Origin of the sequence: Photobacterium salinisoli (assembly GCF_003614885.1) — a bacterium.
In the GTDB taxonomy this organism is placed as follows: Bacteria; Pseudomonadota; Gammaproteobacteria; order Enterobacterales; family Vibrionaceae; genus Photobacterium; species Photobacterium salinisoli.
In genome coordinates this window covers 262962-286479 of record NZ_QZMS01000011.1, presented here as the reverse complement: position 1 = coordinate 286479, position 23518 = coordinate 262962, and the positions used below count along the sequence as shown (strand labels likewise).

Sequence of the window (23518 nt, the reverse complement as noted above, 5' to 3'; positions counted from 1 at the left end):
TCCATGACCTGGCCGATGATGTTCGGTGTACTTTCCTTGATGAGCTTTCAACTGGTCGACAGTGCCTTCATCGGACAGTTAGGTGTGTTGCCACTTGCTGCACAGGGCTTCACGCTACCGATACAGATGATCATTATTGGTCTTCAGGTTGGACTGGGTATCGCCACGACGGCGGTGATCTCACGGGTGCTCGGCAGTGGTGACGAGCGGCGTGCCAAGCAGTTAGGTGGATTGGTAGTTCTGACCGGTGCTTTGATTGTCGTGGTCGTCGGAATTGCCATCTGGTTATTGAGAGGGCCAATCCTTTCATTGCTGAGCGCCCCGGAGAATGTCCGGCCACTCATTGATGCTTACTGGCCATACTGGCTGTGCAGTGCCTGGCTGGGCGCCATGGTCTATTTTGCCTACAGTTTGTGTCGGGCCAATGGCAATACTGTGTTGCCCGGTATCATGATGGTGGTCACCAGTCTGCTGAATATGGTGCTGGATCCGCTCTTTATTTTTACCTTGGATCTGGGGCTTGCCGGTGCGGCAATGGCCACCATAGTGGCATTTGCTATCGGTATGCTGGTGATGTTTCCTATCGTCATCAAACGGCATTGGATGTCGTTGAACTGGCAAGGTTTGCATGTCATGGCATCAGTAAAAGAACTCCTCAACATTATGGCGCCCGCCATGCTCAGCCAACTGATGCCGCCGCTCGCTTCCATGCTGGCCACCAAACTGGTTGCAGGCTTCGGTGCTGCTGCCGTCGCCGCCTGGGCCTTAGGTTCCAGACTGGAATTTTTCTCTATTGTGGTGGTACTGGCACTTACTATGTCTATGCCGCCAATGGTGGGCCGCTGTCTGGGACGAAAAGACATGGCATCCATCACCGCACTGATACGGCTGGCCGTGAAATTCATCATGGTCTGGCAGTTTGCCATCGCCGCTATGTTACTGATGTTATCTGTCTGGCTGCCGTCCGTGTTAAGCAGCGATCCATCCGTCAGTCAGCTTCTTTCGGTTCATCTTCGTTGGGTGCCTGTCAGCCTCGGCCCGCTTGGGGTGTGTATGTTGATGGTCTCGGTAAGTAATGCGCTGGGAATGCCGATGCGGGCATTGGTCATTTCCTGTTTACGTTTATTTGCCTGTTTCCTTCCGTTGATCTGGCTGGGCGCACATTTTGGCGGAATAAAGGGCCTGTTTATCGGGGCGATGTTTGGTAATCTTGCCGCCGGATTGATGGCCTGGCTGTGTTTCCAGCAAGGCATGCATAAAGTGGTCGCGAAATTTACACCTGCGGCGATGGCAGAGCAGAATTAATACCAATCGGGATAAGTCAGTGTTCAGATCACTGCGCAGGAAAAATCGCTTAGAACAAGGCATGGATTGCAGCTCGCTAGTGGTTCTAACGACAAAATCCATAACGCAGTGATTAGCGGTTTTAACCAGCAAGAATGATCAAAGACTTATGTCGATTGGTATAAGTACAAAAAAGACATGGAGAAACAATGAACGGTATTTCCCCGCAGCAAAGGCATCGATTTAAGAGTATCAGTTATCAGGACATTGGGCAGGGACCGGTGATCCTTCTGGGCCATGCTTACCTGTGGGACAGCACTATGTGGCAACATCAGACCGCGGCGCTCAGTCAGTCTTTTCGATGTATCGTGCCAGATTTCTGGGGGCACGGCGAATCCGATGCCGCTCCGTCTGCCAGCGCGACACTGGCTGATTATGCCAGTCTGATTAACGAACTACTGGAACACCTTGGCATAGAACAAGTGGGTATTGCCGGCCATTCACTGGGAGGAAGCTGGGCGATCGAACTGGGCGTTCTTGCCCCAGCTAAAGTGAAGTCCCTGGCGCTGCTGGACAGTTTTGCCGGCCTGGAGCCTGAAGTGGTTAACCTGAAATATCAGGCGCTGTTACGGGAGGCGGAATCCGCTCAGTGTTTCAGCCAGGCATTTGTCGATTTCTTTACCCCTTTGCAGTTTGGCCAGAATCTAGAGCAGCGGCAGCCTGAACTGGCTGCGCAGTTTCGTGCCCGTTTAGCGCACTATCAGGGCGGTGCGGTCAGTGCGCTGGTACAGGCCGGACGTATGTGGTTTGGCCGCCGTGACAGTTTTGAAGATGCCGAAAACTTCGCTCTCCCGTGCCTGCTGCTGGTCGGCGTACAAGACAAGATTCGCTCTGTGCTGGAATCCAACCTGATGCTGGATGGTGTCACCGGAAGCCGCCTTGAGCTGATTGCAGAAGCGGGACATTTAACACCACTGGAACAACCGGAAGCAGTCTCAGGGCATTTACTGCCGTTTTTCCGGCACACCATGGAATGACGTAAGATTCATTGAGAGAACAAGATGCTAGGGATTGTAATCAGGCTTTTTCCGCTGTGGGCAGTGCTGTTATCAGGATATGCCTATGTTCAGCCGGCTTTTTTTGTTGGGTTGAAAACCGCTATTGTGCCATTGCTGACATTTGTGATGTTAACAATGGGGCTGACGCTGAAAACGACGGATTTTTTGGCGGTAGTACAGAACAAACGTGCAGTGAGTGTAGGCGTGCTTCTGCAGTTTACCGTCATGCCGCTGGTGGCCATAGTGCTCAGTCTGGCGCTGGGATTTAACCCAGAGCAAACTGTCGGCATGGTGTTGGTGGGCAGCGTCGCCGGTGGTACAGCGTCCAATGTGATATGTTATCTCGCCAAAGGGGATGTTGCGCTATCCATTACCATGACGGCAATGTCGACCTTACTCGGCGTGTTTCTGACACCGCTGCTGACTGGCTCTCTGGCAGGTTTGAGTGTCGAAGTCCCTATGGTGGCCATGCTTTCCAGTCTGGTAAAAATGGTGTTGTTACCTGTGCTGGGCGGAGTGCTGATCAATCATTTCGCAGCAGGTTTCAGCCGTCGGCTTACCCCTGTTTTGCCTTTGCTGTCAGTGACTGCCATTGTCATTATTATTGCGATTGTGGTGGCACTCAATGCTGACAGCCTGACGCAAATCGGGCCTGTGATTGCCCTGGCGGTTATTCTTCATAATGGGATAGGCCTGGCAGCCGGGTACTTTTCCTGCCGTCTGTTGGGGTTCAGTGAGACGGTCTGCCGTACTATTGCCATTGAGGTAGGTTTGCAAAACTCCGGTCTGGCAACCGCGCTGGCGATGAAATTCTTTTCCCCGGTTGCGGCGATCCCCGGCACGCTGTTTTCAATCTGGCATAACATTTCTGGTTCAATGCTGGCGGCGTACTGGTCTAAAAAAGCCCCGGCTCAAAGTGTGGATCCGCTAGCCAGCTGAACCGACAGGGAACAATAAAAAGCAGTCAGTTACCATCACTGGCTGCTTTTTTCATTGAACCGCCTTTCTGATTTTATCTGACACCTTGTCAAACGACGAGTTACGGTGTCACTGACATACAATGAGAGAAAAGACATGCAATCAACCGTTCGTGCCCTGATGGTTCAGGGGACTACATCTGATGCAGGAAAAAGTGTGCTGGTTGCAGGACTGTGCCGGGTGCTGGCAAGAAAAGGCATTCAGGTCGCACCGTTCAAACCACAAAACATGGCCCTGAACAGTGCCGTCACAGCTGATGGTGGTGAAATTGGTCGCGCCCAGGCCGTCCAGGCCTTTGCTTGCGGTATTGAGCCGACAGTGGACATGAATCCGGTATTGCTTAAACCGAACACGGACACAGCCGCCCAGGTGATTGTGCAGGGCAGAGCGGTCGAGGATATGGATGCCATTGGCTTTCAGGGCTACAAGCAGTTTGTGCTGCCCTCTATTCTGGAATCTTTCGCCCGCCTGCAGCAGAGCTATGACGCAGTGGTGATTGAAGGGGCCGGCAGCCCTGCTGAAGTCAATCTGCGCGAAAACGACGTCGCCAATATGGGCTTTGCCGAGCCGGCCGATGTGCCTGTCATCATTGTGGCCGACATAGATCGCGGCGGCGTTTTTGCGCATCTTTACGGTACGCTTGCGTTATTGTCTGAGTCAGAGCAGGCCAGAGTAAAAGGTTTTGTCATTAACCGTTTTCGCGGCGATATCACCTTATTGCAATCCGGGCTTGACTGGCTGGAGCATAAAACGGGCAAGCCTGTACTGGGCGTATTGCCGTATCTGCATGGCTTGATGCTTGAAGCGGAAGATGCGATCTCTGTGCAGCAGGTGGCAAAAGTAGACAACCCCTTTCAGGTTGTGGTGCCTGTGTTAACCCGAATCAGTAATCACACCGATTTCGATGCATTGCGGATGCACCCCCAGGTAAATGTTCATCTGATTGGCAAAGGAGAGCCATTACCTGCCGCGGATCTGATCATTTTGCCCGGCAGTAAAAGTGTGCGCAGCGATTTGGCCTACCTGCGTGAACAGGGCTGGGATAAGCAGATTGCCCGGCATCTGCGCCTTGGCGGCAAGGTCATGGGCATTTGCGGCGGTTACCAGATGCTGGGCGAATGGGTGTCCGATCCGCACGGTTTGGAAGGAGAACCGGGTCAAAGCGAGGGCTTGGGTTATTTACCCATTACGACGGTTTTGGAGCCTGAAAAGCAGCTTAAACGTTCTCAGGGCACACTGCGTCTGCCTGGTATGCCGTCGGTTGAGGTCAGTGGTTATGAAATACACGCTGGGGTGACATCGGGTGTATCGCTGGACTCTGCACCGGTTCATTTGCACACAGACAGCGGAAAGCTTGCTGACGGTGCAATCGGAATCGATGGTCAGGTTTTCGGTACTTATTTACACGGCGTGTTTGATAAACCTTCAGCTTGCAGCGCGATTCTGAACTGGGCGGGTTTATCGGACTGCCAGACACCAGACATGGATCAAATCAAAGCGGAAAACATCGAACGTCTGGCTGATGAGATCGAACAGCATCTCGACTTGGCTGCGCTTTGGCCGGAATGGAAGCATTTGTTTCAAAAGGCATAATTTTTTCTTAAAACGCAATCTGCTGCATAGTCATTGAAAGGCAGAGTATTTTGAGGTGGTACAGGAAAAATGCCCGAAAATATCGTCTCACAGGTCCGTGTTGGCGAATGGCATGAATATCAGTCTGAAAGTGTAAGAATACTGTTTGTCATTCATTTTCAATTAGCGTTTGCACATGCAGGATGAAGGCGATAAGTTAAATGCCTGTTGGAGTAGATGATCGGCCTGATACTGACCATATCAGGCCACGATATGTAATTGGAAGTAAGCAGTATGCATAAAACAGACGACGTAAGAATTAAAGAAATTAAAGAGTTATTGCCGCCAGTCGCCGTGTTGGAAAAATTTCCGGCCACTGAAAACGCATCTGAAACTGTCTATGAAGCGCGTAAAGCCATTCATAACATTTTAAATGATGAAGACGATCGCTTGCTGGTCGTGGTTGGTCCTTGTTCCATTCATGATACGAAAGCGGCAATTGAGTACGGCGCACGCCTGAAAACATTGCGTGACGAACTGAAAGATCGTCTGGAAATTGTTATGCGTGTCTACTTTGAAAAGCCACGTACTACAGTGGGCTGGAAAGGTTTAATTAACGACCCGTATATGGATGACAGCTTTCAGTTAAATGACGGCTTGCGCATGGGCCGTAAACTGCTGCTGGATTTGACCGATATGGGCATGCCGACAGCCGGTGAGTTCCTGGATATGATCACGCCGCAGTACATGGGCGATCTCATCAGTTGGGGCGCAATCGGTGCGCGTACCACTGAATCTCAGGTTCACCGTGAACTGGCCTCAGGTTTGTCTTGTCCGGTTGGATTTAAAAACGGTACAGACGGCAATATCAAAATTGCGACCGATGCTATCGGTTCCGCCAGTGCGCCACACCATTTCCTTTCGGTCACCAAGTTTGGCCATTCAGCGATAGTATCGACGGCGGGTAATGAAGACTGCCATATCATTCTGCGTGGCGGTAAAGAGCCGAATTACAGTGCAGAACATGTCAATGCAGTGGTTGAACAACTGGAAAATGCCGGTCATCGTCAGAAAGTGATGATCGACTTCAGCCATGCCAACAGTCTGAAGCAGTACAAGCGCCAGATTCTGGTTGCTGAAGACGTGGGTCAGCAGATTGCCAGCGGTAACAAAGCGATCTTCGGTGTGATGATTGAAAGTCATCTGGTTGAAGGTCGCCAGGATATTGTTGATGGCAAGGTTGCCACTTACGGCCAGAGCATCACGGACGCCTGTATTGGCTGGGAAGACACGGAAAGCGTGTTGCGTGAACTGGCAGAGAAAGTCGAACAGCGTCGTCAGAAATCATGATTGGGTAGCGGCACTGACACTCAGTGCCAGTGCTAACTGAAAAAGCGAGAGTCTGACCGGGCTCTCGCTTTTTTTCGCATCAGATAAGGCGTTTGCGGTGGTATTAACCGCCCTGACCGGGTGGGTATTGTGTGAACATTTCGCTGACCTGTTCCTGAATAAATTGGTCTCTGGCCGTCGGGGTCATGCTTTCTGTCAGCTGGCGGCGGGAAACAGAACGCCAGATGACTTTATTGGTTTTGTTATCAATTAATTCAACGATCAGCTTGCCATAGGTGTATTCACGAAACCTGACAGGGGCGGAATAGGCAATGCTGCTGTAACCGTATCCCACACCGAATCCAACTGAGGTGCCGTAAGAATCAAAATCTGTCATTTCCCGGATATACGGGTTAACTGTGATGTCCGCTTTTGGCTCTGCGTCCTGTGCCGGCTGTAAGCCTTTGTATCTTAATTCCCGTTTGATAGTGTCTTCCAGCCGCGCTTTATCAAGACTGACAATCGACGTATTTCCGGGTTCAGCAAACTGGAAGGTTTTGTATTGGCTGAAGTCTACGTTTGCATTGTAGTCAGTGGATACTTTGGCGCTGCATCCGCTCAGCAGAATCAGGACACTGGGGATAAGTATCAGTAAAGCTCTCATGCCATTTACCCTCGCTAGCGGATTGGATCCCGGTTGCTTTGAGTATAGCGGTTTGCCGGCTTCTATAATCAATACATCTGAGAGTGACACTTTTCATCCGGGAATAAGAATGAAAGTCGCAGGTGGTTGTTTTGCTGTGTTAATCATCGTTGCTGCTGCTGGTAGCCGGCTGTTGGCGGAAAATTCCGTGGCAGAGGGCACTGAGACAGACATTATCAGCCTGTCTGTTCACTTTATCGGCCAGACCGGAGTGGGCGAGGCCACATCAGCCCGGGCAGAGCGCTCGGATAACACAGAGATACCCGGCCTTCTTTTTCATCCGGTTGACGACTATGCAGAGTATGAGCGTATCTGGTGCTTGTCCCGTGATTACTCTGTTGAAGACTACCAAACGCGCATTCAGGCGCTTTGCCGTCGCCAAAAGGGCCGGATGGAAGGGGAATGGTGTCAAGCGGCAGATGTGGCTATGCCGCTCTTCAGTGCTTCCATTGCCATGACGGGACAGCAGTGTACACCGGGTGGCGAAACAGCGGTTGTACACGTTTATCAGCCACTTACCAGTGCGGACTCTGCCGACTGGCAGCGATTTGCTGATGTGATGGGTTATCAGGCGGCAAAGAAATAGATCCAGTGTGGCACCGGGCAGAGTTTCATCATATACCAGCTGATTTTATCCATCAGTCAGATACACTAATCTGGACTGACCAGATAATAAACAAGGATGTAACATGTCTCACTGGCAACGACTTTTGGTAACGGAAGAAGAGGGTATTGTCACCGTCTCTTTAAATCGTCCTGACAAACTGAATGCGCTGGATATCAGGTTATTCAAAGAATTGGATAGCGTCAGCCTGTCATTGCGAAAGCGAAAAGATATTCGTGCCATTATTCTGACTGGCGAGGGCGGTAACTTTAGCAGTGGCCTGGATGTTAAGAGTGTTGCGACCTCACCCAGTATGGTCTTGGGTGTACTGAAGAAATGGATGCCGGGTAATGCCAATCTGGCCCAGCGGGTATCGCGCAACTGGCGCCGCATTCCCGTGCCTGTTATTGCAGCGATAGAAGGCCGCTGTTATGGCGGTGGCATGCAGATAGTGCTGGGGGCCGATTTTCGTTTTGCCACACCAGAATCTGAACTGTCTATCATGGAAATACGCTGGGGCCTGGTGCCGGATATGGCAGGCTTGCTGTCACTGCGCGAGTTGGTGGCAAAAGATGTGGCGATGAAGCTGACTATGACGGGTGAAATCGTATCCGGTTCTCGTGCACAGCAACTTGGCCTGGTGACGGAAATTCATGATAACCCGCGTCAGGCCGCACAAGTACTGGCTCAGCAGCTTTGTCAGGCGTCGCCAGATGCGATTGCTGCCATCAAATCAACCACAACCCGAAGCTGGTCACGCAGCGAACGGTATTTGCTGGCCAGAGAAACCGTCAGCCAGCTGAGATTGATCATGGGGAAAAATTTTCACATCGCCGGATACAGGCAGCGCAACAAGGCGGATAAACCCTATCGGCAACGGCAGTCATTTTGGTAATTAATCCATGGGTTTATCTGCTTGGCAGGCTTATACTTTCTAAAGACCCCTCTGAAGGAGAGCCTGTTGGATCAAAGTAACAAATACACTATCTATTTTATTGGTGCGATAGTTTTGGTTTGTATTGCCGTGCAGCTTGTCAATGTACTGCTGAATGGCTATCTGCTGGATTACGGCTTGCTGCCAAGACATCTTAACCATGCGATAGGTTTGTTAGCTTATCCGTTTATCCATGGTTCGTGGGCGCATTTAGTCAGTAACATGGTGTCATTTTCAGCCCTGGCTTATCTGGTGTCACGTTCAGGTGCGGGCAGACTGATTGCTGTGTTTATGATCAGTTGGGTGGTCAGTGGAGTAAGCGTGTGGTTATTTGGCCGCATGCATTATCACATCGGGTTAAGCGGTATTATCTACGGACTCTGGGCGTACCTGCTGGTGTATGCTGTGCTCAGGCGTAGTCTTAAGTCGTTGGCAATCGCGTTGATTGTGATGTTTTTTTACGGCCCGATGCTGACGGGGATTATTCCCGCACATAGCTGGATAAGTTACGAAAGCCATCTGTCCGGTGCGCTGGCCGGTGTGATGGCCGGCTATGTGTTTGCCCGGCGAGATAAAGCCAGAGCACTGGCAAATGTTGAACAATAAGAGGACGACCTATGCTTATTACCTTTCACTCCCAAGCCAGTGCCAACATCACTATGTTTGGCGATGTGGCAAAACAACTGATTCATATGATGGGATACTGCGAAAATATTCCCGGTATTATTGATGTCGATGACGTGCCGCAAGCTTTATTGAATCTGCAAACCAAGTTGGCAGAAGCGGAAAAACTAGACGCTGCCCAGCAGGCCGAAACAGAGGCTGAAGATGACCCCTGGGAAGATAAAGAACCGCACATCAGTATGATGACAAGAGCCAGACCGCTGATTGAGATGCTGGAATCAGCCATCGCGGATGAGGTCGTGGTGATGTGGGAATCAGACAGCTGATTCAGTCAACCAGATGAAGCGGGGCAAAAGGATCATCGTCCGGATCGTTGCGCCACAAGTATTCTGCGTCTATGGCAACCTTACGTGCCGCTTCCTCTCCCATCAAAAAGGCGATGAGACCAAGCGTCATATCCAGACCTGCGGCAGTACCGGATGAGGTAAATGTGTTCTCATCCTGAACCCATCTGGCGACAGGTTGCCATTTCACGTTAGGGTTGAGTTCACTGACCCAATGATACTGATGTTTGCTGGTGGTTGCGGCTTTGTGATCCAGCAGTCCGGCCTGAGCCAGCAGCGCAGAACCGGTACAGACGGCACAGCGAATTCTGGCTTTGCGGCCCTGGCGGCTTATCCATTGAATCAGCTGAGGATTCTTCAGACTGGCTTTGACGCCTTTACCGCCAGGCACCAGTAACAAATCGCAGAACAGATCGTCGTCAAAGTCGGCCTCGGCCATTAAGCTGACACCCTGCTCACTGAGCACGGCTGATGCGCTCTCAGAAACCAGAGTGACTGTGATGTCTTCTTCAAGCGCGTTCAGCAGCGTCAGCGGGCCACTGACATCCAGCAGGCAAAATTCCGGAAACAAGGGGATCACAATACTGATTCCACGCTGTTTGTCTGGGGCAAGGGCTTCTGTCATTCTGTCACACTTTAAATTGCTCAACCTAACGTAAAGCATAGTTGTTTAACTGGTTATCCAAAAAAATCCTGCCAGACCGAATGTAAGATTTTCTTTATGGTCAGGCAGCCCTTGAGACAGAGACATCGCTCAAATGACGGTCAGATTATCCATTCGAAGTTACTCCCTGGTAATGCGCGCTCACTGTCACGCTTATCATCAGTTAGTGCTCCCCCTCCATGGCAACATAACCCTGACATTGCCTGATTTTTCAGGAAAAGTCGGGCCAGGGCAGTGTGTGGTTATTGGCGCTGAAATGATGCATGAGTTTAAAGCGGATGAAAAATGTCGCTTTCTGGTCGCTGACCTGGATTACTTACCGGAGAGCTTGCAGCAGTTAGCCCGACCTGTGTTTGCAACGTCACCTGAACTTGTCGCCTATTGTCAGTTTTTGGAGCTGCAGCTAACGCAATCGACACAGCCTGGTTTGATAGAACCCATGTCAGCGCTGTTTTATAACTTATTGCAGAATCAGGTTATTCCCGCTTGTCGCGACGCCCGAATCAGTGAAGCCGTCCGCTTTCTTAACGAAGACATCAGCCGGACACCGTCCCTTGGTGAACTGGCAGCACTGGCCTGTCTCAGTCTCAGCCAGTTCAAGACGCTGTTCAAGCAGCACGTGGGGATGACGACCGGACAGTACTTACTCACTCAGCGAATGATGAAAGCCAAGGCCCTGCTGGCGCATTCAGACTTGCCCGTTTCTTTGATTGCCGAACGGGTCGGTTTTACGGATTTGTCAGCATTCAGCCGCCGTTTTTCTGCTTATTGGAAGGAGACTCCCCGACAGATCCGCCGACGGTAACAGTTCGGCTTCTGGCAACACTAAACCGGCTTTTCAGCAAAAACGGCGACACCATTCTGCGGTACTTTCTAACCTCTTTTAAACAGTTAGGCAGGAAAGAGTATGGATATTTGCTGGCAGGATTTCGAAAAAGTGGATCTCAGAGTCGGACAGATCATCGCCGTTGAAGCTTTCCCGGAAGCAAGGCGGCCGGCGTTTAAGCTCTGGCTGGATTTTGGTGAGGACATAGGCAAGCGCAAAAGCAGTGCGCAAATTACTGACTTATACGACGCATCAACACTGCTGGGTAAAAAGGTAATGGCAGTGGTCAACTTTCCGGCCAAGCAGATCGGCCCCTTTATGTCAGAATGCCTGGTGACCGGATTCTACCGTGAGGATGGTTCTGTCGTACTGGCAGTGCCGGATCAGGATATCCCTGTTGGTGCACGGCTCGGATAAAGCGCTCGGGACAGACAGCGGATACAGTATCCGCCGTGTGGATGATTTATGGTTTGTGAATGTTACCCAGATAGAGATTGGTGTCGTAGTCAAACATTATCTGCCCGCCGATCTGGTGAGCGTTAAATAATGCGGTTAGGGCATCCGTTAGCGCATGGAAAGCGGTACTGTCTTGTGGCGGACAATAAGATGCGGAACGTACTCTGCCGATAAAACCGTCTAAGTCGAAATATTGCCGGTAGGCAAAGGTCAGTGTTTGCATCTGGCCATCGGCAAAGAAATGGCGGAGATCGCCGTCGGTCAGATTCATGTGATTGATGCTGGTGTAATCCGTGCCGTACCGGGTCAGCAGTTCATCATACTGCTGCTGAATAGGCGTGGAGAGCTTGCGCTGATTCCAGATTAACGCGAGATGCGCCCCCGGTTTTGCAATGCGCTGAAACTCGGTGCGGGTTTGCGCATTGCAAAACCAATGGAAAGACTGGGCGGCGGTGATCAGATCGACCGACGCATCAGCTAATCCTGTGCGTTCAGCAGGTGCTGCAAAGCTGGTATACCCGGAGTAATCGGCGAGTTGGTGATCAGCAGCCTGCCGCATGGCGTCATTGGGTTCAATGGCGCTCACCTGTAGTCCTTGCTCAAGCAGTAACTTTGTCAGTATGCCGGTACCTGCACCGATATCGGCAACTTGTGACTGGCTACCGAGATGGGTTTGAGATACTAACGTCTCGATCAACGCCTGTGGGTAACCTGGGCGATATTTCAGATAGTCATCAACCCGGTCTGAAAAGCGTTCTGTATTCCCTGTCATAGCAGATGATTCCTTGCACTTGCCTATACTAATAGGATTATCGGTTATTGAATCAGTTGCAGCCATTGTGCTGGCGTTTCAAACATATAAGCGGGATGCTCAGTTTCCAGCTCTTTTCTTGAGCCATAGCCCCAGAGCACACCGGCAGACTGCAGGCCATTTTTGTGAGCCGCTGTCAGATCAACCGCTCTGTCGCCAATCATGAGCGAATGCTGACTGATAGTGTATCGCTGCCGCAAGTCTTGCAGTTGCTGCCATTTTTCAATCCCGACATCACCACCATTGATAAATTCAAACAGGCCTTCCAGGCCAAACAACGTCAGAATTTGTTTCGCAAAATCAGCACGTTTTGATGTGCAGATACCCATACGTATTTTCTGGTTGTGCAGGGCAAGCAGGGTGTCTTTTACGCCGTCGTAAAGCCGGTTTTCCGAATAACCTATGTCGGCGTAACGCTCACGGTAGCGGGCCACCAGATCGGCGATGAACTGTGAGTCATGGCTGCCCGTTAGCGCGATAAAGGTTTTGTCCAGTGGCGGGCCAATGTATCTGGCTATCTCTTCCTCGGGCAATTCAGGCCGCCCGAAATGAGCGAGGGCATAATTGAATGATTTAACGATGCCTTCTTTGGGATCGCTGAGGGTGCCGTCGAGGTCAAAAATCAGAATGTCATGTTTCACTAATACAGTCTCCTGAACCTATCGCGTTTTAGGAAGGGGGGGATATACCGAGAAACAGCGTTACGCTGAACAGTATCCAGTCATTGATAATATGGGCACCGGTCGATACCCAGATACTTTTGGTCTTGAGGTAAGCAAGGGAGAGCACGAGCCTAGCTGTTCCTATTACGAGCAGACATTGTAAGATATTCCAGCCATAGGTGGGTAAATGCGCCAGACCAAACATAACGGCGGTGATCACCCATGCCAGAATCATCGAGCGCGTTCTTGATAAGTGGCAGTGGGAATAGAAAATATACATCAGCGCCAGAAAAGGCAGGATTGTGAATACTTCTTCGCCAAATAGCTGCGGCAAGGTTTTTAGATAAAACAGAACCCTTTCCAGGTTCGACATATCCGACAACTGTGCCATGGCCTGATTAGGGTTGGCGCCAAAAAGTCTGACGACCATAAAGCCGATCAAAACGCTGACCAGCACATTCAACAGACCAATACCGAGCATCCATTTGAGGTGATTGAACGATATCGGGCGAAAGATTTCGCGCCAGCGGTTGGGTGCTATCCGGGCAAGGTACAACAGGGGAATGGCAAAAAACAGGATGGCAGGAATGAATTGCCCTGAAGGCGTAGCAAAAAGAGGGAGCGGAGTAATCAATACCGCAAATCCGGCAAAGACCAATATGACAAGGAGCAGCCATTGGCGAGGGCTGAAGGCAACGGGTTTGTCGTTATAAAAAGGAAAATCGTCACCGTGTGAGCCATTTTTATCTGGATTCATTGTTGCATTCGCTCAATTTTTGCATCTGATTGTATATGATAAATGCGTGCTGGTCAGCATTCGCTAACTTGCGTAACATGGGCAACAGAACTGATTGATAAGGAATTTATCATGCCTCAATTAGACTGTGTTGAAGTCAACCCTAAGGTCAAACCCACAGCTTCCGTCATCTGGCTGCACGGATTAGGGTCAAATGGCCATGATTTCGAAGCCATTCTGCCTGAATTAAAGTTACCTGCTTCGTCGCCAGTTCGCTTTATTTTTCCTCATGCGCCATCACTGCCTGTGACAGTGAATGGCGGCATGGTGATGCCGGCCTGGTACGATATTCTCGAAATGGGTATCGGCAGGAGATTGGACAAAGAACAACTGCTGGAATCTGCCGAAAAAGTGGCGGATCTGATTGATCGAGAACGTGGGCGGGGCATTCCGAGTGATCGGATTATTCTGGCCGGTTTCTCTCAGGGAGGGGCGGTGGCTTATCAGGCCGCATTAACTTATCCCCACCCGCTGGCCGGTTTACTGGCGCTGTCTACTTACTTTCCAACCTCGAAAAGTATTGATGTCGCGCTTGCTAATCGCCACCTGCCGATTGAAGTGATGCATGGCAGTTTTGACCCTGTCGTACTGCCATCCATGGGGAAAGCGGCAGTAGAAGATTTACAGGAGCTGGGCTTTCAGCCTCAGTGGCGGGTTTACCCCATGGAACATCAGGTGTGCATGCAACAGGTGAAAGATATTGCAGACTGGCTGAAGCACACCTTAAAGATGAATAGTTAACCTGGCTCATTCGCCCGGCCTGTTATTGATCTGACTGAGCCGGGACTATTTCCCGGCAATTTTACTGGCAAGCAGCCCTTGTAGTTGGTAGATATTGGTTTTGCTGCCAAATTCCATACCCAAAGGATCATGCTGACCTGAAATCCAGATTTTTAACTCTGCATCTAAATCAAAGTTGCCGGTCGATTCAACCAGAAACATGGTAATCGCTTTATAAGGTATTGAACGATATTCCACTTTTCGCCCCGTCATTCCTTGTTTGTCTATCAGCAATAAACGGCAGTCTGTCAGGATCAACATGTCTCTTATGAGTTTGTAGGCCAGCTCAATCTTTTCATTGGGCCCCAGAATGATCTGAAGCTCTTCCGTCGCTTCAGAAATCGCCATTTCGCCGGCATTGCCCAGTAGTTTATCCAGTAGACCCATTGTGTTTTCCTTTTTTATCATTGATTTAGTCAGTAACGTGCTTGGTGTGACACTGATTAAACAATACGCATCAAAGCAGAAATATACCAGTTCGGCACATTGACAGGTCATAATCGACTTGTATATTTATACAGTGCTTTTTTGTTATTCCTTAATTGGAGAATGATAATGCAAAAGGAAAAATTGTCTGCGAACTGGCTGGCTTATGTCGAGGTAAAGGGGCCATACGGTGAGAATTATGATCCTGCATTAGGTACCTTGTTTGGCTGGGCGGCTCAGCAAGGGCTGCAAGGAGGGCAGTGTATTTTTGTCTACCTTGATGATGTGGAGAATACGCCACCGCAGGAATGCCGCACCCGTGTTGGTATCACTGTGCCTGAAGGCACCCAAGTGGAAGGCGCGATTGCACTGACTCATTTACCGGGTGGCGATTACGCAACGTTACGTAAACAGGTCACGGATAAGACGCAATACGGCATGTACTGGCAACAACTGCATCAGGAGATAGCGGCAGATAACCATATCCAATTCGATTATGAACGGCCGTGTTTTGAGCTATACCACAGTGTTGATGAAGAAAATGATATTTGTGACACCAGTTTCTGCATTCCGGTTAAGTAGGTTACTACTGATGGGATCTCAGCTACCAACCCCGATGAAATCTCGGGGCTGGTGGCTGGAACTGAATATCGGCCGGCAATGAATCAGAACAGATCAGTGCGTATCTAAATCCATATATTCCAGTATTTCAGATAACTGCCGGTTGCGTTCTGCCGTCAGTATCCCCAGCCAGTCCTGAACGGACAGATTAGCGTTAAGAGAAGCCAGCATGCTGGCGGTTTGTTCTCTGTAAATCAGCCAGGCTCGCTGAACACTTTCAACATCTTTAGCGGTGACTTGAAGGTTAAAGTCTTCAATCGGGCCCATTTTGAGGCGCTGAATCAGGCTGTCATAAGTCTGGCTTAATGTGGAGTCGGCTTCATCTAACGATGGAATGTCTTCTGGCTGACTTCCCGCTAAGGTGTCCAGAATTTGTGACAGGTATCTGTCGTTTTGATTCGCCACTGATTCAATGCGAAAAGCCGTATGACTGCTGCCACTGTGAAGCTCTTCGTGCATGGCTCTGTGCTCAAAGAAGTCCTCTGCCATTCTGACCGCATTTTTGATGGTCTGCTGCTGAGCAACAGAAAGCTGCCGGATAGCGGAATCCTGTCGCTGCTTTCTTTCAATTTGTTGTTCACCGGCAAACCGATTGGCACAGAATGCCGAGCCAACACCGCTAGTGATGTATTGGCACAAATCAAAGGTGAATGGCTGGTTATTTTGCCAATGATCGAACGCATCCTGCACGGCATACATCTCTTCTGCTGGCGCGAATCCGCCTTCGCAGATGAGCTGCAGCGTAAGCTGATTTTTTTCTGTCAGGTGGTAAGTTGACCCCGCTGATACCTTCTCTGCTATTTCCCACACTTGATACAGTGTGTTATCAGCCTGAGCTAGCAGGTAAGCTTCCCGGTCTGCCGGCGTTAATGCTGCCAGCTCAATATGACCCACTTGTGAACACATCTGTTCAGTACTGAGTTCTGAGCGATTGCCAGCCAGTGCAGATAACGGGTAAATAACGGAAAGCGTAATGAGAGACAGGGCTGAAGCCTGAATTAAAGGGATGCCTTTGATGGTGTGTCCTGACATGGTTAAGGTGCGATGGAACGTAATTAATGGCGATAAGATCGCAGGTTGTTCGTGAAAGAACAAGGGGTGAAATCAAAAATAAGCAGGAAAATGGCAAAGCGTTGACCTGCTGCGATACGGGTCATAGAAAAAAGTTGCAGCAGGCCAGAAACAGACAGTCTGGTTACTGAGTTTGCGTCAGTAATTGTTCAATACTTTGCGTCAGCTTAGGATCGTCTGGCTTGGTGGTGCTGGCAAAAACAGTGAATACTTTGCCATTACGATCGACCAGATATTTGTAGAAGTTCCATTTGGGCGTGATGCCTGAATCCTCAGTCAGTTGCTTAAAAACAGGGTTTGCATCGCTGCCACGCACAGCGCTGCGATTCATCATGGGAAACGTCACCCCGTAATCCAGATAGCAGACTTTTGCCGTGTTTTCTTCATTGCCTCTGTCCTGAAAGAAGTCATTAGACGGGAAACCGATAACGGCAAACCCCTGATCTTTGTAAGTCTGATACAAAGTTTCAAGCCCTTCGTACTGAGGGGTGAAGCCACACTGACTGGCGGTGTTCACTACCAGCAGAACCTGTCCCTGAAATTGCTGGCATAAATTTACGGAATCAGTACTGTTCAGTTTAGTGAACTGGTGGTTTAACAGAGGCGGGCATTGCGGTTCAGCGGCTTGCACAGTAGTGAAGGTCGCTGCCGCCGAGCTAATAACAGTCGCCAAAATCAGGTGTTTAGTCATTGAGCGGAGCATAAGTGAATCCTGTCGTGTGAATCAGCCACAGCCGATGGACTATTTAAAGCTGTATGTTGATAAATTCTAACGTCTTATCGCAGCATTGCGAGACATTCATCAGGTTTATTTGGCATGCAGTAAGAATTGATGCACTAAGTCTTGCAATCCGGCAGACAAGCTTTACCGTGTGGCAGTTATTGATAGAAACAATATTTAAGGAAGGTCGTATGAATACCCGAACAAACAACCGGTGGCATCGTCTGTTGGCTGCTTTTCGGTCCGCGATGGACTTTCAACAGAGAATCTGGGTCGTTAATGTTCGCGAAAGCCGCTTTCAGGATGAATCGTTCATTGTCAGTGAAGATAGCTTTACAACGCCGCTCCAGTGGATGAACAAGAAAGGTTACAGTGAAGAGATGCTGAGTAAGGTAGAGCTGATGAAGCGCTCTCAGGTTCTTGAATTTACAGTAGGCGATTGCCAGCATCGTTTAATGCGCGTGAAATAATCTGTTTTTCACTGTCTTCTGATATCGACAAGGACAAACGCTGTTTAAATCACCTTGTCTTCTTTAATCTTCTGAAAAATAAGTCAAATTCAAAAACTATCAAACACTTTAACTTTCGAAAGTGCGCATTTCTATGCGTTTTCTGTTTGTTTTGTTATAAAAAAGTTATGATTTAGATCAAATTTATAACACTAGAAAGATAAAAAAATGCTCGTAGTCGCAAATACTAGATGCTGTGCAACTGAACTGATGGTTGCATCACATGCAAGCATAATATTGATAACTATGAAGAATGACTATGAAGACACTTTCTATCTACCTCACCGTTGCATCGCTACTTGCAGCCGGCTCTGCCCAGGCTGCGATGAGCGATTACAAACTCGTTCTGGTTCATGGTTTCCAGCCTGGCCAGTTGCAATCTAAACCCGGTAGTGAACAGGTTACGCTGGACGGTGCCTCGTACTGGGAGGAATATTGGCAATCCCGTGCTGATGCCCGGATTGACTGGCCTTCCCAGGAACGGATTACGGGTAAAATATCGACGGATTACGTGTGGCCTAAGCTGAAAGCTTTCTCGCAGCAAGGTTTGTGTAAACCGGGATGCGTGTTTGTTACTCATTCAACGGGTGATCTGGTGACACGCTATCTGATTGATAACCAGGCGAACTGGCTGGAAAATGCCGGCCTGGAACCACTTAACATTGTTGCCACACTTGATTTTGCAGGTGCCGGAGGCGGTTCTGAATTAGGTGATATTGCGGTGAATGTTGCTGAAGGCGGCGGTACGTGGAACAGCATGCTGAAATACGCGGTATCTTTATGGCTGGGAGAAACGCCCAGCAGTAATAATACGGGCGTATTGAATGATCTCCGCGTTGCCAATGCGCGCCAGCTTGCGGCTTTGCCGGACAGTCGCGTACCCAGAATCCGCTTTACAGGCGACAGCAGCGATTACCTGGGTGTCACGTCAGGCTATCTGCCCGGCAATGATGACGGGGTTGTGGCCAGCCATTCTTCCTGTGGTGCCAGTAACGCGGGGGACTTCAACAGTTGCTCGGTGAATGTGGGCTACAACGGCAAGCTGGCTACCCAGTCTCGGGGCGTCAGCCAGTTTATGCCTTATCACTACCCGTTACTGATGGGGGAGGGCTATAGCCACAGCGGCCTGATTAACAATAAGCATGAAGGGCAAGTTACAACGGCTGCGGATCAGGTCAGCCTGTTGGATGGAAAAGTTGTCCGCGTAAGTGCTACCGATGAGTGGTACTGGCTTAATGGCGCCTATTACCGTTACGTCGATGGATCAGACACCCTGACTATGTCAGAAATAGTGCATTCCTTCTTATGATCTTGTCATGGCTTTGGCGCAGGCCAAAGCCATTCTCAGCAGGTTGGATATGGATAAGAAAAGGATTTTTGCTGCTGTGCTTTCAGGTACAGCAGCTTTGCTGTTTATCATCTATAGCGATTGGCCGGCTCAGCATACGCATGCAGAATCTGCACAGATTGCCGTCAGGCCAACGGCTAAGGCCGGTATTCAGGTCATGTCTGTGACGGCCGCGGCCCAGTCAGAATCAGTGAAACCCCACCTACAGGCACAGAGCGGCAGTGAAGCGGCCACTGAGCAGAAAAAGATAAGGCTGCCTGTTGATATGAGTGAGCAGTTTGCGCTGATTTCAAGCGCATATGCCTCGGAGCTGGTGTATCCGCCATATTCCAGGCCGCTGTCGGCTCAGGACACCCAATGGCTTGAGCCGAATCGGTATTTACCTGTGCAGGCTCCCGTCATGGACGGCAATCATACTGCATCGTTAACTCTGAATTCCTTCCGGCATTTTTATCCTGACCCTGTTCAATTAACTGTGCAGAGCAGTCTGCCGATTGAGTCGGTGTCTGTAGAGCTGATTGATGTCAACACTCATCAAACGCTGGCCGCTGAACAATCCCTGGGTAATAAAATACTCATTGAACCTGACGAGAGCTGGCCGTCAGAAATTCGTGCCAGAGCTAACATTCACTTCGCAACCGGCTCTGACATCCTCACCGCTGACTTTCGTTATTACGTGCCGGTTGCAGAAGTCGTTGCCGTTGCCAAACCTGCTTCAGATCGTGCGGATGTGAATATTCCGGTCACTTTGTCTGTCAAACGTGATGGGATATACCGGGTAAGAGCCAATCTTTATACAGTGAGCGGTAAGCCTGTTGCCGTTCTGAGCACGAGGCAAACGCTTTCCACAGGGGAGCATACGATCACACTGAAAGCGCACAACAGTGTCCTGTCTGGCGCGCATGACTATGAGCTGCGAACGTTTCAGATTGAAAAAATGTCGGGCTTTCCCGGAGAACAAGCTGAATACGGCATCAGCCAGAAACCTATCTGGTCTCTGGGCACTATAGAGGCGTCTCTTTTGAGTGATGAGCCATACACACCCTCACCAGAAGAGCAGCAGCGCATGCAGTTTTTGCAGTCCGCCGCCTCAGACTGAGGCTGACGGAATATCACTGAGTATCCAGTCAAACAGCAAGGACAGGGAGGCGTTAGGGGTGACGTTCGGACGAACCAGATAGTAACGCTTACCCGACGCCACGCTTTGCGGGCAGGGCATGATTAACCGGCCGGTATCTAAATCCTGCCTGGCCAGTTCCACGTCGCCGACCGCGATACCGAAACCCTGAATGGCAGCACTTACCGTCAGGTCCAGGGTGGCAAACCGCTGATTCTGAATAGCGTGCCTGCCCGTATAACTCATATGCGTCAGCCAGAGTCGCCAGTCAGTATGCTGTGGTGTGGCATGCAGCCAGGTGTGCTGGCTCAGCTGTTCGGGCGACACAGGCAACTGGTCGTGCTGAAACAGCGCAGGCGAGCACATAGGGGATAAATATTCATCAAACAGGCGGAATGCTTTTACTTCTTTGTGGGGCGGCTGCTCGTCGTAACAAATGGCGGCATCGAATGGTTCTGTCGTGAAGTTTACACTGTGCATGATGGCGGAAGTTAACTCGACATCAATATCAGGATGGGCCTGCTGAAATGACATCAGTTTTGGCAGCAACCAGGAGGTAATACAGCTGGGTGCTTTGAGTTTGATTTGCTGCTTTTCATTGGATACCTGATCGACGGCTTTTTGCAGTTGGGTCATGACATGTTGCACCATAGGTAAAAATGCATGCCCTTTGCTTGTCAGCGTCAGCCCGCGGGCATGGCGCTGAAACAGTCTGACTTTCAATTGTTCTTCCAATGCCAGAATCTGGCGGCTGACGGCACCCTGTGTAACATTCAGGTGCTTGGCGGCCGTTGTAAAGTTTAAGTATTCAGCGGTTATCAGGAAAGCCTGAAGTTCACGGGTGGATGGTAAGCGCATCAGTCAATCAAACCTCTTAAGCCATGCGTTTTTCTCATAGCTAGTATGCCGACTTTTCGATTCTTATTTCAAATTTATTTGTTTAATTTATGTAAAAGGAAAATATAAAGACTCTCAGGTTGAATGTTTAATCGTAAATCTGGGTTTAATTTTGTTATTCATGCATTGCGAAGAGGTGTGTTGTGACGTCGCTAGCTACGAAATTAGTTCCAGAGGTAGTAAAAAACCTCATACCCTATCAGTCTGCTCGCCGCATCGGCGGTAAAGGACATATCTGGCTGAATGCTAACGAGCTGGAACAGAGTGAGCGTTACGGCGAATCAGAGAGTTACAATCGTTATCCTGATTTTCTTCCGCACGTTATTGAAAAAGCCTATCTGCAATACAGCGAGAATGTTATGGGTGGCGCAGCGCTGCCATGCGAGTCGCTGGCGGTGCGTGGTGCCGATGAAGGCATCGATTTATTGATTCGGACGTTCTGCCAGCCGGGTAATGATCAAATTATTGTCTGTCCTCCCACCTATGCGATGTATGAGTTCTGTGCCAATTCGATTGCAGTGAACACAGTGAAAGTGCCTTTGACAGAAGATTTCAGCCTGAATGTGGAGGCGATTACCCCTCACCTGAAAGACAGTAAAATTCTGTTTTTATGCTCGCCGAATAACCCGACAGGTAACGTGATTCCTCATGAGCAAATTGTGGCTTTGCTTGAGGCGAGCAAAGACTCCACCCTGGTGGTGGTTGATGAAGCCTATATTGAGTTTGCACCGCACACCAGTGTGGTCAATCTGATTGCTGAATATCCGCATCTGGTTGTGATTCGCACTATGTCCAAGGCGTTCGGACTGGCTTCGATCCGAGTGGGATTTTTGCTGGCTGACCAAAGTGTGATGGATTATGTTGCGCGGCTTATTCCTCCTTACCCGATTGCGGATCCGAGTGCGTTGGTTGCTAAAAAAGCGCTGCAGGAAGACGGGCTGGCCGCCATGCGCCGTCAGGCGGATGAACTCGTTTCCATTCGCAACTGGTTTGCTGAAGAAGTGTCCGGACTGGCTTTTGTCGAGAAGGTCTATCCGTCTTCAACCAATTTTGTGCTGGTTAAATTCAGTACCGATGACTGCCTCTACCAGTATCTGCTGCAAAAAGGCATAGTAACCCGTAATCAGGCTCATGATCCGCGCTTGGCTCGCTGTGTCCGTATTTCTATCGGTACCCGAACCAGCATGCAAGAAACACTGGATGCGCTAAAAGCGTATCCATTAAATTAAAGAATAAACACGACAGTGTAAGAGGGGATAACAATGAAAAAGCAACTAGGTCTGGGTCTGATCCTGGCAACAGCAATGATGGCGAACGTACAGGCAGCAGAAAAACCGGTACGTTTAGCATCCGATTTTACTTACCCGCCATTTAACTACAAAGATGCGAACGGCACTCCAAAAGGGTTTGATATTGAAATCGCCGATGCACTCTGCCAGGAAGCAAAGCTGGACTGCGTGTGGGTCACGCAGAGCTGGGACGGCCTGATCCCCTCGCTGTTAGCCCGTAAATCAGATGCGATTATGGCATCCATGCGTATTACAGAAGAGCGTAAGCAACGCGTATTGTTTACCGATAAGTACTACCAAACTCCGGCCCGGTTTGTGGCGCGTAACGATGCAGGCATCAGCATAGATAAAGCCGGCCTGGAAGGGAAAAAAATCGGTGTTCAGTTGGGTACTATTCATGACAGATACGTCACCGACATGTATGGCGATGTAGCGAAAATTCAACGCTATACCGGTCAGGACGAAGTGTATCTGGATTTGTCGACCGGCCGTCTTGATGCGGCATTTGGTAACTCCGATCAGCTTGCGCTGGCTTTCCTGGACAAAGAGCAGGGTAAGGATTACGAGTTTGTCGGTGAAGCGGTCACAGACAAAGCCTACATTGGTGAAGGAACTGCCCTGGCCCTGCGTAAAACAGATAAAGCACTGGCGGATAAATTCAACAAGGCCATTCAGACCATCCGCGAAAATGGCACGTATGACCGGATTGCCGGTAAGTACTTTAAGTTTGATATTTACGGTGAGTTTGTCGCGCTTTAAATCTGTGGCAACAATGAGCCTTGAACTCCGCGCGCCAGGTACTCTTTGTCAGCCCAAAGAGTACCCAGAAATGCTTTTTTGTTCTTTGGTGTGGTCCGGGCCGGTTGTAGGCGCTCCCGGCGCCGACAACCTAAAAATTCGTCCTGAATTTTTCCCTGGGGGAGAGGCAGTATCGAACTTCTCATTTCTGCTTTTTAAGCACACGTCAAACCTGATTAAATTAATTGTAATTCAATGATTTATTTTCATTCCCGCGCAAGCGAAAATCCATGCGGCGAGTGCAATTCTGTGGTTTCTTTGTGCTGGGTAAGTGACCGATGTCGTTTTTCTCATTA

27 protein-coding genes are annotated in these 23518 nt (G+C 49.7%); 18 read left to right on the top strand and 9 right to left on the bottom strand.

Features of this window, described 5'->3' with window-relative positions; translation table 11 throughout:
- Positions 1-3 precede the first annotated feature (3 nt).
- The 5 genes from D6M16_RS12655 to aroG all read left to right on the top strand — a co-directional run bounded on the left by D6M16_RS12655 (position 4) and on the right by aroG (position 6242).
- On the top strand, positions 4-1305 hold the full coding sequence (locus tag D6M16_RS12655; protein WP_120512242.1) for an MATE family efflux transporter: 1302 nt from the start codon (positions 4-6) through the stop codon (positions 1303-1305).
- A gap of 188 nt (positions 1306-1493) precedes the next feature.
- Positions 1494-2321 carry an alpha/beta fold hydrolase gene (locus tag D6M16_RS12650; RefSeq protein ID WP_120512241.1) on the top strand — a complete coding sequence of 276 codons (828 nt, stop codon included), beginning with the start codon at positions 1494-1496 and terminating at the stop codon, positions 2319-2321.
- Between the two features lie 24 nt (positions 2322-2345).
- Positions 2346-3281 carry a bile acid:sodium symporter family protein gene (locus D6M16_RS12645; protein WP_120512240.1) on the top strand — a complete coding sequence of 312 codons (936 nt, stop codon included), beginning with the start codon at positions 2346-2348 and terminating at the stop codon, positions 3279-3281.
- A gap of 135 nt (positions 3282-3416) precedes the next feature.
- Positions 3417-4913 (top strand): cobyric acid synthase, encoded by a 1497-nt coding sequence (locus D6M16_RS12640; RefSeq protein WP_120512239.1) that lies wholly within the window; start codon positions 3417-3419, stop codon positions 4911-4913.
- Positions 4914-5186: 273 nt separating this feature from the next.
- Entirely contained in the window at positions 5187-6242 is a 1056-nt protein-coding gene (gene aroG, locus D6M16_RS12635; protein ID WP_120512238.1) for a 3-deoxy-7-phosphoheptulonate synthase AroG, read from the top strand.
- 103 nt (positions 6243-6345) lie between these two features.
- Here aroG and D6M16_RS12630 read toward each other — a convergent pair whose 3' ends face one another.
- Positions 6346-6885: a DUF4136 domain-containing protein gene (locus tag D6M16_RS12630; protein ID WP_120512237.1), complete on the bottom strand. Its 540-nt coding sequence runs from the start codon at positions 6883-6885 to the stop codon at positions 6346-6348.
- A 109-nt stretch (positions 6886-6994) separates the two neighbouring features.
- On the opposite strand from D6M16_RS12630, the gene D6M16_RS12625 reads away from it, so the two are divergent.
- From D6M16_RS12625 to D6M16_RS12610, 4 genes are all read left to right on the top strand, one after another.
- Positions 6995-7510: a hypothetical protein gene (locus D6M16_RS12625; RefSeq protein WP_120512236.1), complete on the top strand. Its 516-nt coding sequence runs from the start codon at positions 6995-6997 to the stop codon at positions 7508-7510.
- 103 nt (positions 7511-7613) lie between these two features.
- Complete coding sequence (locus D6M16_RS12620) at positions 7614-8423, top strand: crotonase/enoyl-CoA hydratase family protein (RefSeq protein ID WP_120512235.1); 810 nt, start codon at positions 7614-7616, stop codon at positions 8421-8423.
- 66 nt (positions 8424-8489) lie between these two features.
- The gene (locus D6M16_RS12615; protein WP_240435614.1) at positions 8490-9068 is read left to right on the top strand and encodes a rhomboid family intramembrane serine protease; all 579 of its coding nucleotides are present in this window, start codon (positions 8490-8492) and stop codon (positions 9066-9068) included.
- A gap of 11 nt (positions 9069-9079) precedes the next feature.
- Complete coding sequence (locus D6M16_RS12610) at positions 9080-9412, top strand: DUF1840 domain-containing protein (protein ID WP_120512234.1); 333 nt, start codon at positions 9080-9082, stop codon at positions 9410-9412.
- Position 9413: 1 nt separating this feature from the next.
- Here the strand turns inward: D6M16_RS12610 and D6M16_RS12605 are convergent, their stop codons facing one another.
- Entirely contained in the window at positions 9414-10055 is a 642-nt protein-coding gene (locus tag D6M16_RS12605) for a DJ-1/PfpI family protein (protein WP_120512233.1), read from the bottom strand.
- A gap of 133 nt (positions 10056-10188) precedes the next feature.
- Between D6M16_RS12605 and D6M16_RS12600 the strand changes: the two genes are divergently transcribed.
- Positions 10189-10899, top strand: a complete 711-nt coding sequence (locus D6M16_RS12600) for an AraC family transcriptional regulator (protein WP_120512232.1) — start codon at positions 10189-10191, stop codon at positions 10897-10899.
- A 102-nt stretch (positions 10900-11001) separates the two neighbouring features.
- On the top strand, positions 11002-11337 hold the full coding sequence (locus D6M16_RS12595; protein WP_120512231.1) for a tRNA-binding protein: 336 nt from the start codon (positions 11002-11004) through the stop codon (positions 11335-11337).
- Positions 11338-11383: 46 nt separating this feature from the next.
- Here D6M16_RS12595 and D6M16_RS12590 read toward each other — a convergent pair whose 3' ends face one another.
- The 3 genes from D6M16_RS12590 to D6M16_RS12580 are packed head-to-tail and all read right to left on the bottom strand — an operon-like array spanning position 11384 to position 13606.
- Positions 11384-12148: a class I SAM-dependent methyltransferase gene (locus tag D6M16_RS12590; RefSeq protein ID WP_120512230.1), complete on the bottom strand. Its 765-nt coding sequence runs from the start codon at positions 12146-12148 to the stop codon at positions 11384-11386.
- A gap of 44 nt (positions 12149-12192) precedes the next feature.
- On the bottom strand, positions 12193-12828 hold the full coding sequence (locus tag D6M16_RS12585; RefSeq protein WP_120512229.1) for an HAD family hydrolase: 636 nt from the start codon (positions 12826-12828) through the stop codon (positions 12193-12195).
- A 28-nt stretch (positions 12829-12856) separates the two neighbouring features.
- The gene (locus D6M16_RS12580; RefSeq protein WP_120512228.1) at positions 12857-13606 is read right to left on the bottom strand and encodes a CPBP family intramembrane glutamic endopeptidase; all 750 of its coding nucleotides are present in this window, start codon (positions 13604-13606) and stop codon (positions 12857-12859) included.
- A 111-nt stretch (positions 13607-13717) separates the two neighbouring features.
- On the opposite strand from D6M16_RS12580, the gene D6M16_RS12575 reads away from it, so the two are divergent.
- Positions 13718-14386, top strand: coding sequence for an alpha/beta hydrolase (locus D6M16_RS12575; protein WP_120512227.1), 669 nt, complete (start codon positions 13718-13720; stop codon positions 14384-14386).
- Positions 14387-14431: 45 nt separating this feature from the next.
- Here the strand turns inward: D6M16_RS12575 and D6M16_RS12570 are convergent, their stop codons facing one another.
- Entirely contained in the window at positions 14432-14812 is a 381-nt protein-coding gene (locus tag D6M16_RS12570; RefSeq protein WP_120512226.1) for a PH domain-containing protein, read from the bottom strand.
- Between the two features lie 168 nt (positions 14813-14980).
- Between D6M16_RS12570 and D6M16_RS12565 the strand changes: the two genes are divergently transcribed.
- On the top strand, positions 14981-15433 hold the full coding sequence (locus D6M16_RS12565; protein WP_162941020.1) for an AraC family transcriptional regulator: 453 nt from the start codon (positions 14981-14983) through the stop codon (positions 15431-15433).
- A 93-nt stretch (positions 15434-15526) separates the two neighbouring features.
- Here D6M16_RS12565 and D6M16_RS12560 read toward each other — a convergent pair whose 3' ends face one another.
- Together D6M16_RS12560 and D6M16_RS12555 are read right to left on the bottom strand one after the other, a co-directional pair.
- Entirely contained in the window at positions 15527-16504 is a 978-nt protein-coding gene (locus tag D6M16_RS12560; protein ID WP_120512224.1) for a hypothetical protein, read from the bottom strand.
- Positions 16505-16667: 163 nt separating this feature from the next.
- Positions 16668-17246: a glutathione peroxidase gene (locus D6M16_RS12555; protein ID WP_162941019.1), complete on the bottom strand. Its 579-nt coding sequence runs from the start codon at positions 17244-17246 to the stop codon at positions 16668-16670.
- A gap of 209 nt (positions 17247-17455) precedes the next feature.
- Here D6M16_RS12555 and D6M16_RS12550 point away from each other — a divergent pair, with 209 nt between their 5' ends.
- The 3 genes from D6M16_RS12550 (at position 17456) to D6M16_RS12540 (ending at position 20220) form a co-directional block, all read left to right on the top strand.
- Positions 17456-17734, top strand: a complete 279-nt coding sequence (locus D6M16_RS12550) for a hypothetical protein (protein ID WP_240435613.1) — start codon at positions 17456-17458, stop codon at positions 17732-17734.
- 298 nt (positions 17735-18032) lie between these two features.
- Positions 18033-19082, top strand: coding sequence for a hypothetical protein (locus D6M16_RS12545; protein WP_120512223.1), 1050 nt, complete (start codon positions 18033-18035; stop codon positions 19080-19082).
- A 49-nt stretch (positions 19083-19131) separates the two neighbouring features.
- Positions 19132-20220 carry a hypothetical protein gene (locus D6M16_RS12540; RefSeq protein WP_205576887.1) on the top strand — a complete coding sequence of 363 codons (1089 nt, stop codon included), beginning with the start codon at positions 19132-19134 and terminating at the stop codon, positions 20218-20220.
- On the opposite strand, the gene D6M16_RS12535 is transcribed toward D6M16_RS12540, so the two are convergent.
- Positions 20212-21096 (bottom strand): LysR substrate-binding domain-containing protein, encoded by an 885-nt coding sequence (locus D6M16_RS12535; protein WP_120512221.1) that lies wholly within the window; start codon positions 21094-21096, stop codon positions 20212-20214. The genes D6M16_RS12540 and D6M16_RS12535 overlap by 9 nt on opposite strands.
- 182 nt (positions 21097-21278) lie before the next feature.
- Here D6M16_RS12535 and hisC point away from each other — a divergent pair, with 182 nt between their 5' ends.
- Complete coding sequence (gene hisC, locus D6M16_RS12530; protein ID WP_120512220.1) at positions 21279-22364, top strand: histidinol-phosphate transaminase; 1086 nt, start codon at positions 21279-21281, stop codon at positions 22362-22364.
- A gap of 33 nt (positions 22365-22397) precedes the next feature.
- Positions 22398-23183 carry an ABC transporter substrate-binding protein gene (locus D6M16_RS12525; protein ID WP_120512219.1) on the top strand — a complete coding sequence of 262 codons (786 nt, stop codon included), beginning with the start codon at positions 22398-22400 and terminating at the stop codon, positions 23181-23183.
- The last annotated feature ends 335 nt before the right edge of the window (positions 23184-23518 follow it).

What these genes read in the sequence shown, in the direction of transcription:
- D6M16_RS12655 (WP_120512242.1), top strand. Translation starts at nt 4, where the DNA reads ATGACCTGGCCGATGATGTTCGGTGTACTTTCCTTGATGAGCTTTCAA.
- D6M16_RS12650 (WP_120512241.1), top strand. Translation starts at nt 1,494, where the DNA reads ATGAACGGTATTTCCCCGCAGCAAAGGCATCGATTTAAGAGTATCAGT.
- D6M16_RS12645 (WP_120512240.1), top strand. Translation starts at nt 2,346, where the DNA reads ATGCTAGGGATTGTAATCAGGCTTTTTCCGCTGTGGGCAGTGCTGTTA.
- D6M16_RS12640 (WP_120512239.1), top strand. Translation starts at nt 3,417, where the DNA reads ATGCAATCAACCGTTCGTGCCCTGATGGTTCAGGGGACTACATCTGAT.
- aroG (WP_120512238.1), top strand. Translation starts at nt 5,187, where the DNA reads ATGCATAAAACAGACGACGTAAGAATTAAAGAAATTAAAGAGTTATTG.
- D6M16_RS12630 (WP_120512237.1), bottom strand. Translation starts at nt 6,885, where the DNA reads ATGAGAGCTTTACTGATACTTATCCCCAGTGTCCTGATTCTGCTGAGC.
- D6M16_RS12625 (WP_120512236.1), top strand. Translation starts at nt 6,995, where the DNA reads ATGAAAGTCGCAGGTGGTTGTTTTGCTGTGTTAATCATCGTTGCTGCT.
- D6M16_RS12620 (WP_120512235.1), top strand. Translation starts at nt 7,614, where the DNA reads ATGTCTCACTGGCAACGACTTTTGGTAACGGAAGAAGAGGGTATTGTC.
- D6M16_RS12610 (WP_120512234.1), top strand. Translation starts at nt 9,080, where the DNA reads ATGCTTATTACCTTTCACTCCCAAGCCAGTGCCAACATCACTATGTTT.
- D6M16_RS12605 (WP_120512233.1), bottom strand. Translation starts at nt 10,055, where the DNA reads ATGACAGAAGCCCTTGCCCCAGACAAACAGCGTGGAATCAGTATTGTG.
- D6M16_RS12600 (WP_120512232.1), top strand. Translation starts at nt 10,189, where the DNA reads ATGACGGTCAGATTATCCATTCGAAGTTACTCCCTGGTAATGCGCGCT.
- D6M16_RS12595 (WP_120512231.1), top strand. Translation starts at nt 11,002, where the DNA reads ATGGATATTTGCTGGCAGGATTTCGAAAAAGTGGATCTCAGAGTCGGA.
- D6M16_RS12590 (WP_120512230.1), bottom strand. Translation starts at nt 12,148, where the DNA reads ATGACAGGGAATACAGAACGCTTTTCAGACCGGGTTGATGACTATCTG.
- D6M16_RS12580 (WP_120512228.1), bottom strand. Translation starts at nt 13,606, where the DNA reads ATGAATCCAGATAAAAATGGCTCACACGGTGACGATTTTCCTTTTTAT.
- D6M16_RS12575 (WP_120512227.1), top strand. Translation starts at nt 13,718, where the DNA reads ATGCCTCAATTAGACTGTGTTGAAGTCAACCCTAAGGTCAAACCCACA.
- D6M16_RS12570 (WP_120512226.1), bottom strand. Translation starts at nt 14,812, where the DNA reads ATGGGTCTACTGGATAAACTACTGGGCAATGCCGGCGAAATGGCGATT.
- D6M16_RS12565 (WP_162941020.1), top strand. Translation starts at nt 14,981, where the DNA reads ATGCAAAAGGAAAAATTGTCTGCGAACTGGCTGGCTTATGTCGAGGTA.
- D6M16_RS12560 (WP_120512224.1), bottom strand. Translation starts at nt 16,504, where the DNA reads ATGTCAGGACACACCATCAAAGGCATCCCTTTAATTCAGGCTTCAGCC.
- D6M16_RS12555 (WP_162941019.1), bottom strand. Translation starts at nt 17,246, where the DNA reads ATGCTCCGCTCAATGACTAAACACCTGATTTTGGCGACTGTTATTAGC.
- D6M16_RS12550 (WP_240435613.1), top strand. Translation starts at nt 17,456, where the DNA reads ATGAATACCCGAACAAACAACCGGTGGCATCGTCTGTTGGCTGCTTTT.
- D6M16_RS12545 (WP_120512223.1), top strand. Translation starts at nt 18,033, where the DNA reads ATGAAGACACTTTCTATCTACCTCACCGTTGCATCGCTACTTGCAGCC.
- D6M16_RS12540 (WP_205576887.1), top strand. Translation starts at nt 19,132, where the DNA reads ATGGATAAGAAAAGGATTTTTGCTGCTGTGCTTTCAGGTACAGCAGCT.
- D6M16_RS12535 (WP_120512221.1), bottom strand. Translation starts at nt 21,096, where the DNA reads ATGCGCTTACCATCCACCCGTGAACTTCAGGCTTTCCTGATAACCGCT.
- D6M16_RS12525 (WP_120512219.1), top strand. Translation starts at nt 22,398, where the DNA reads ATGAAAAAGCAACTAGGTCTGGGTCTGATCCTGGCAACAGCAATGATG.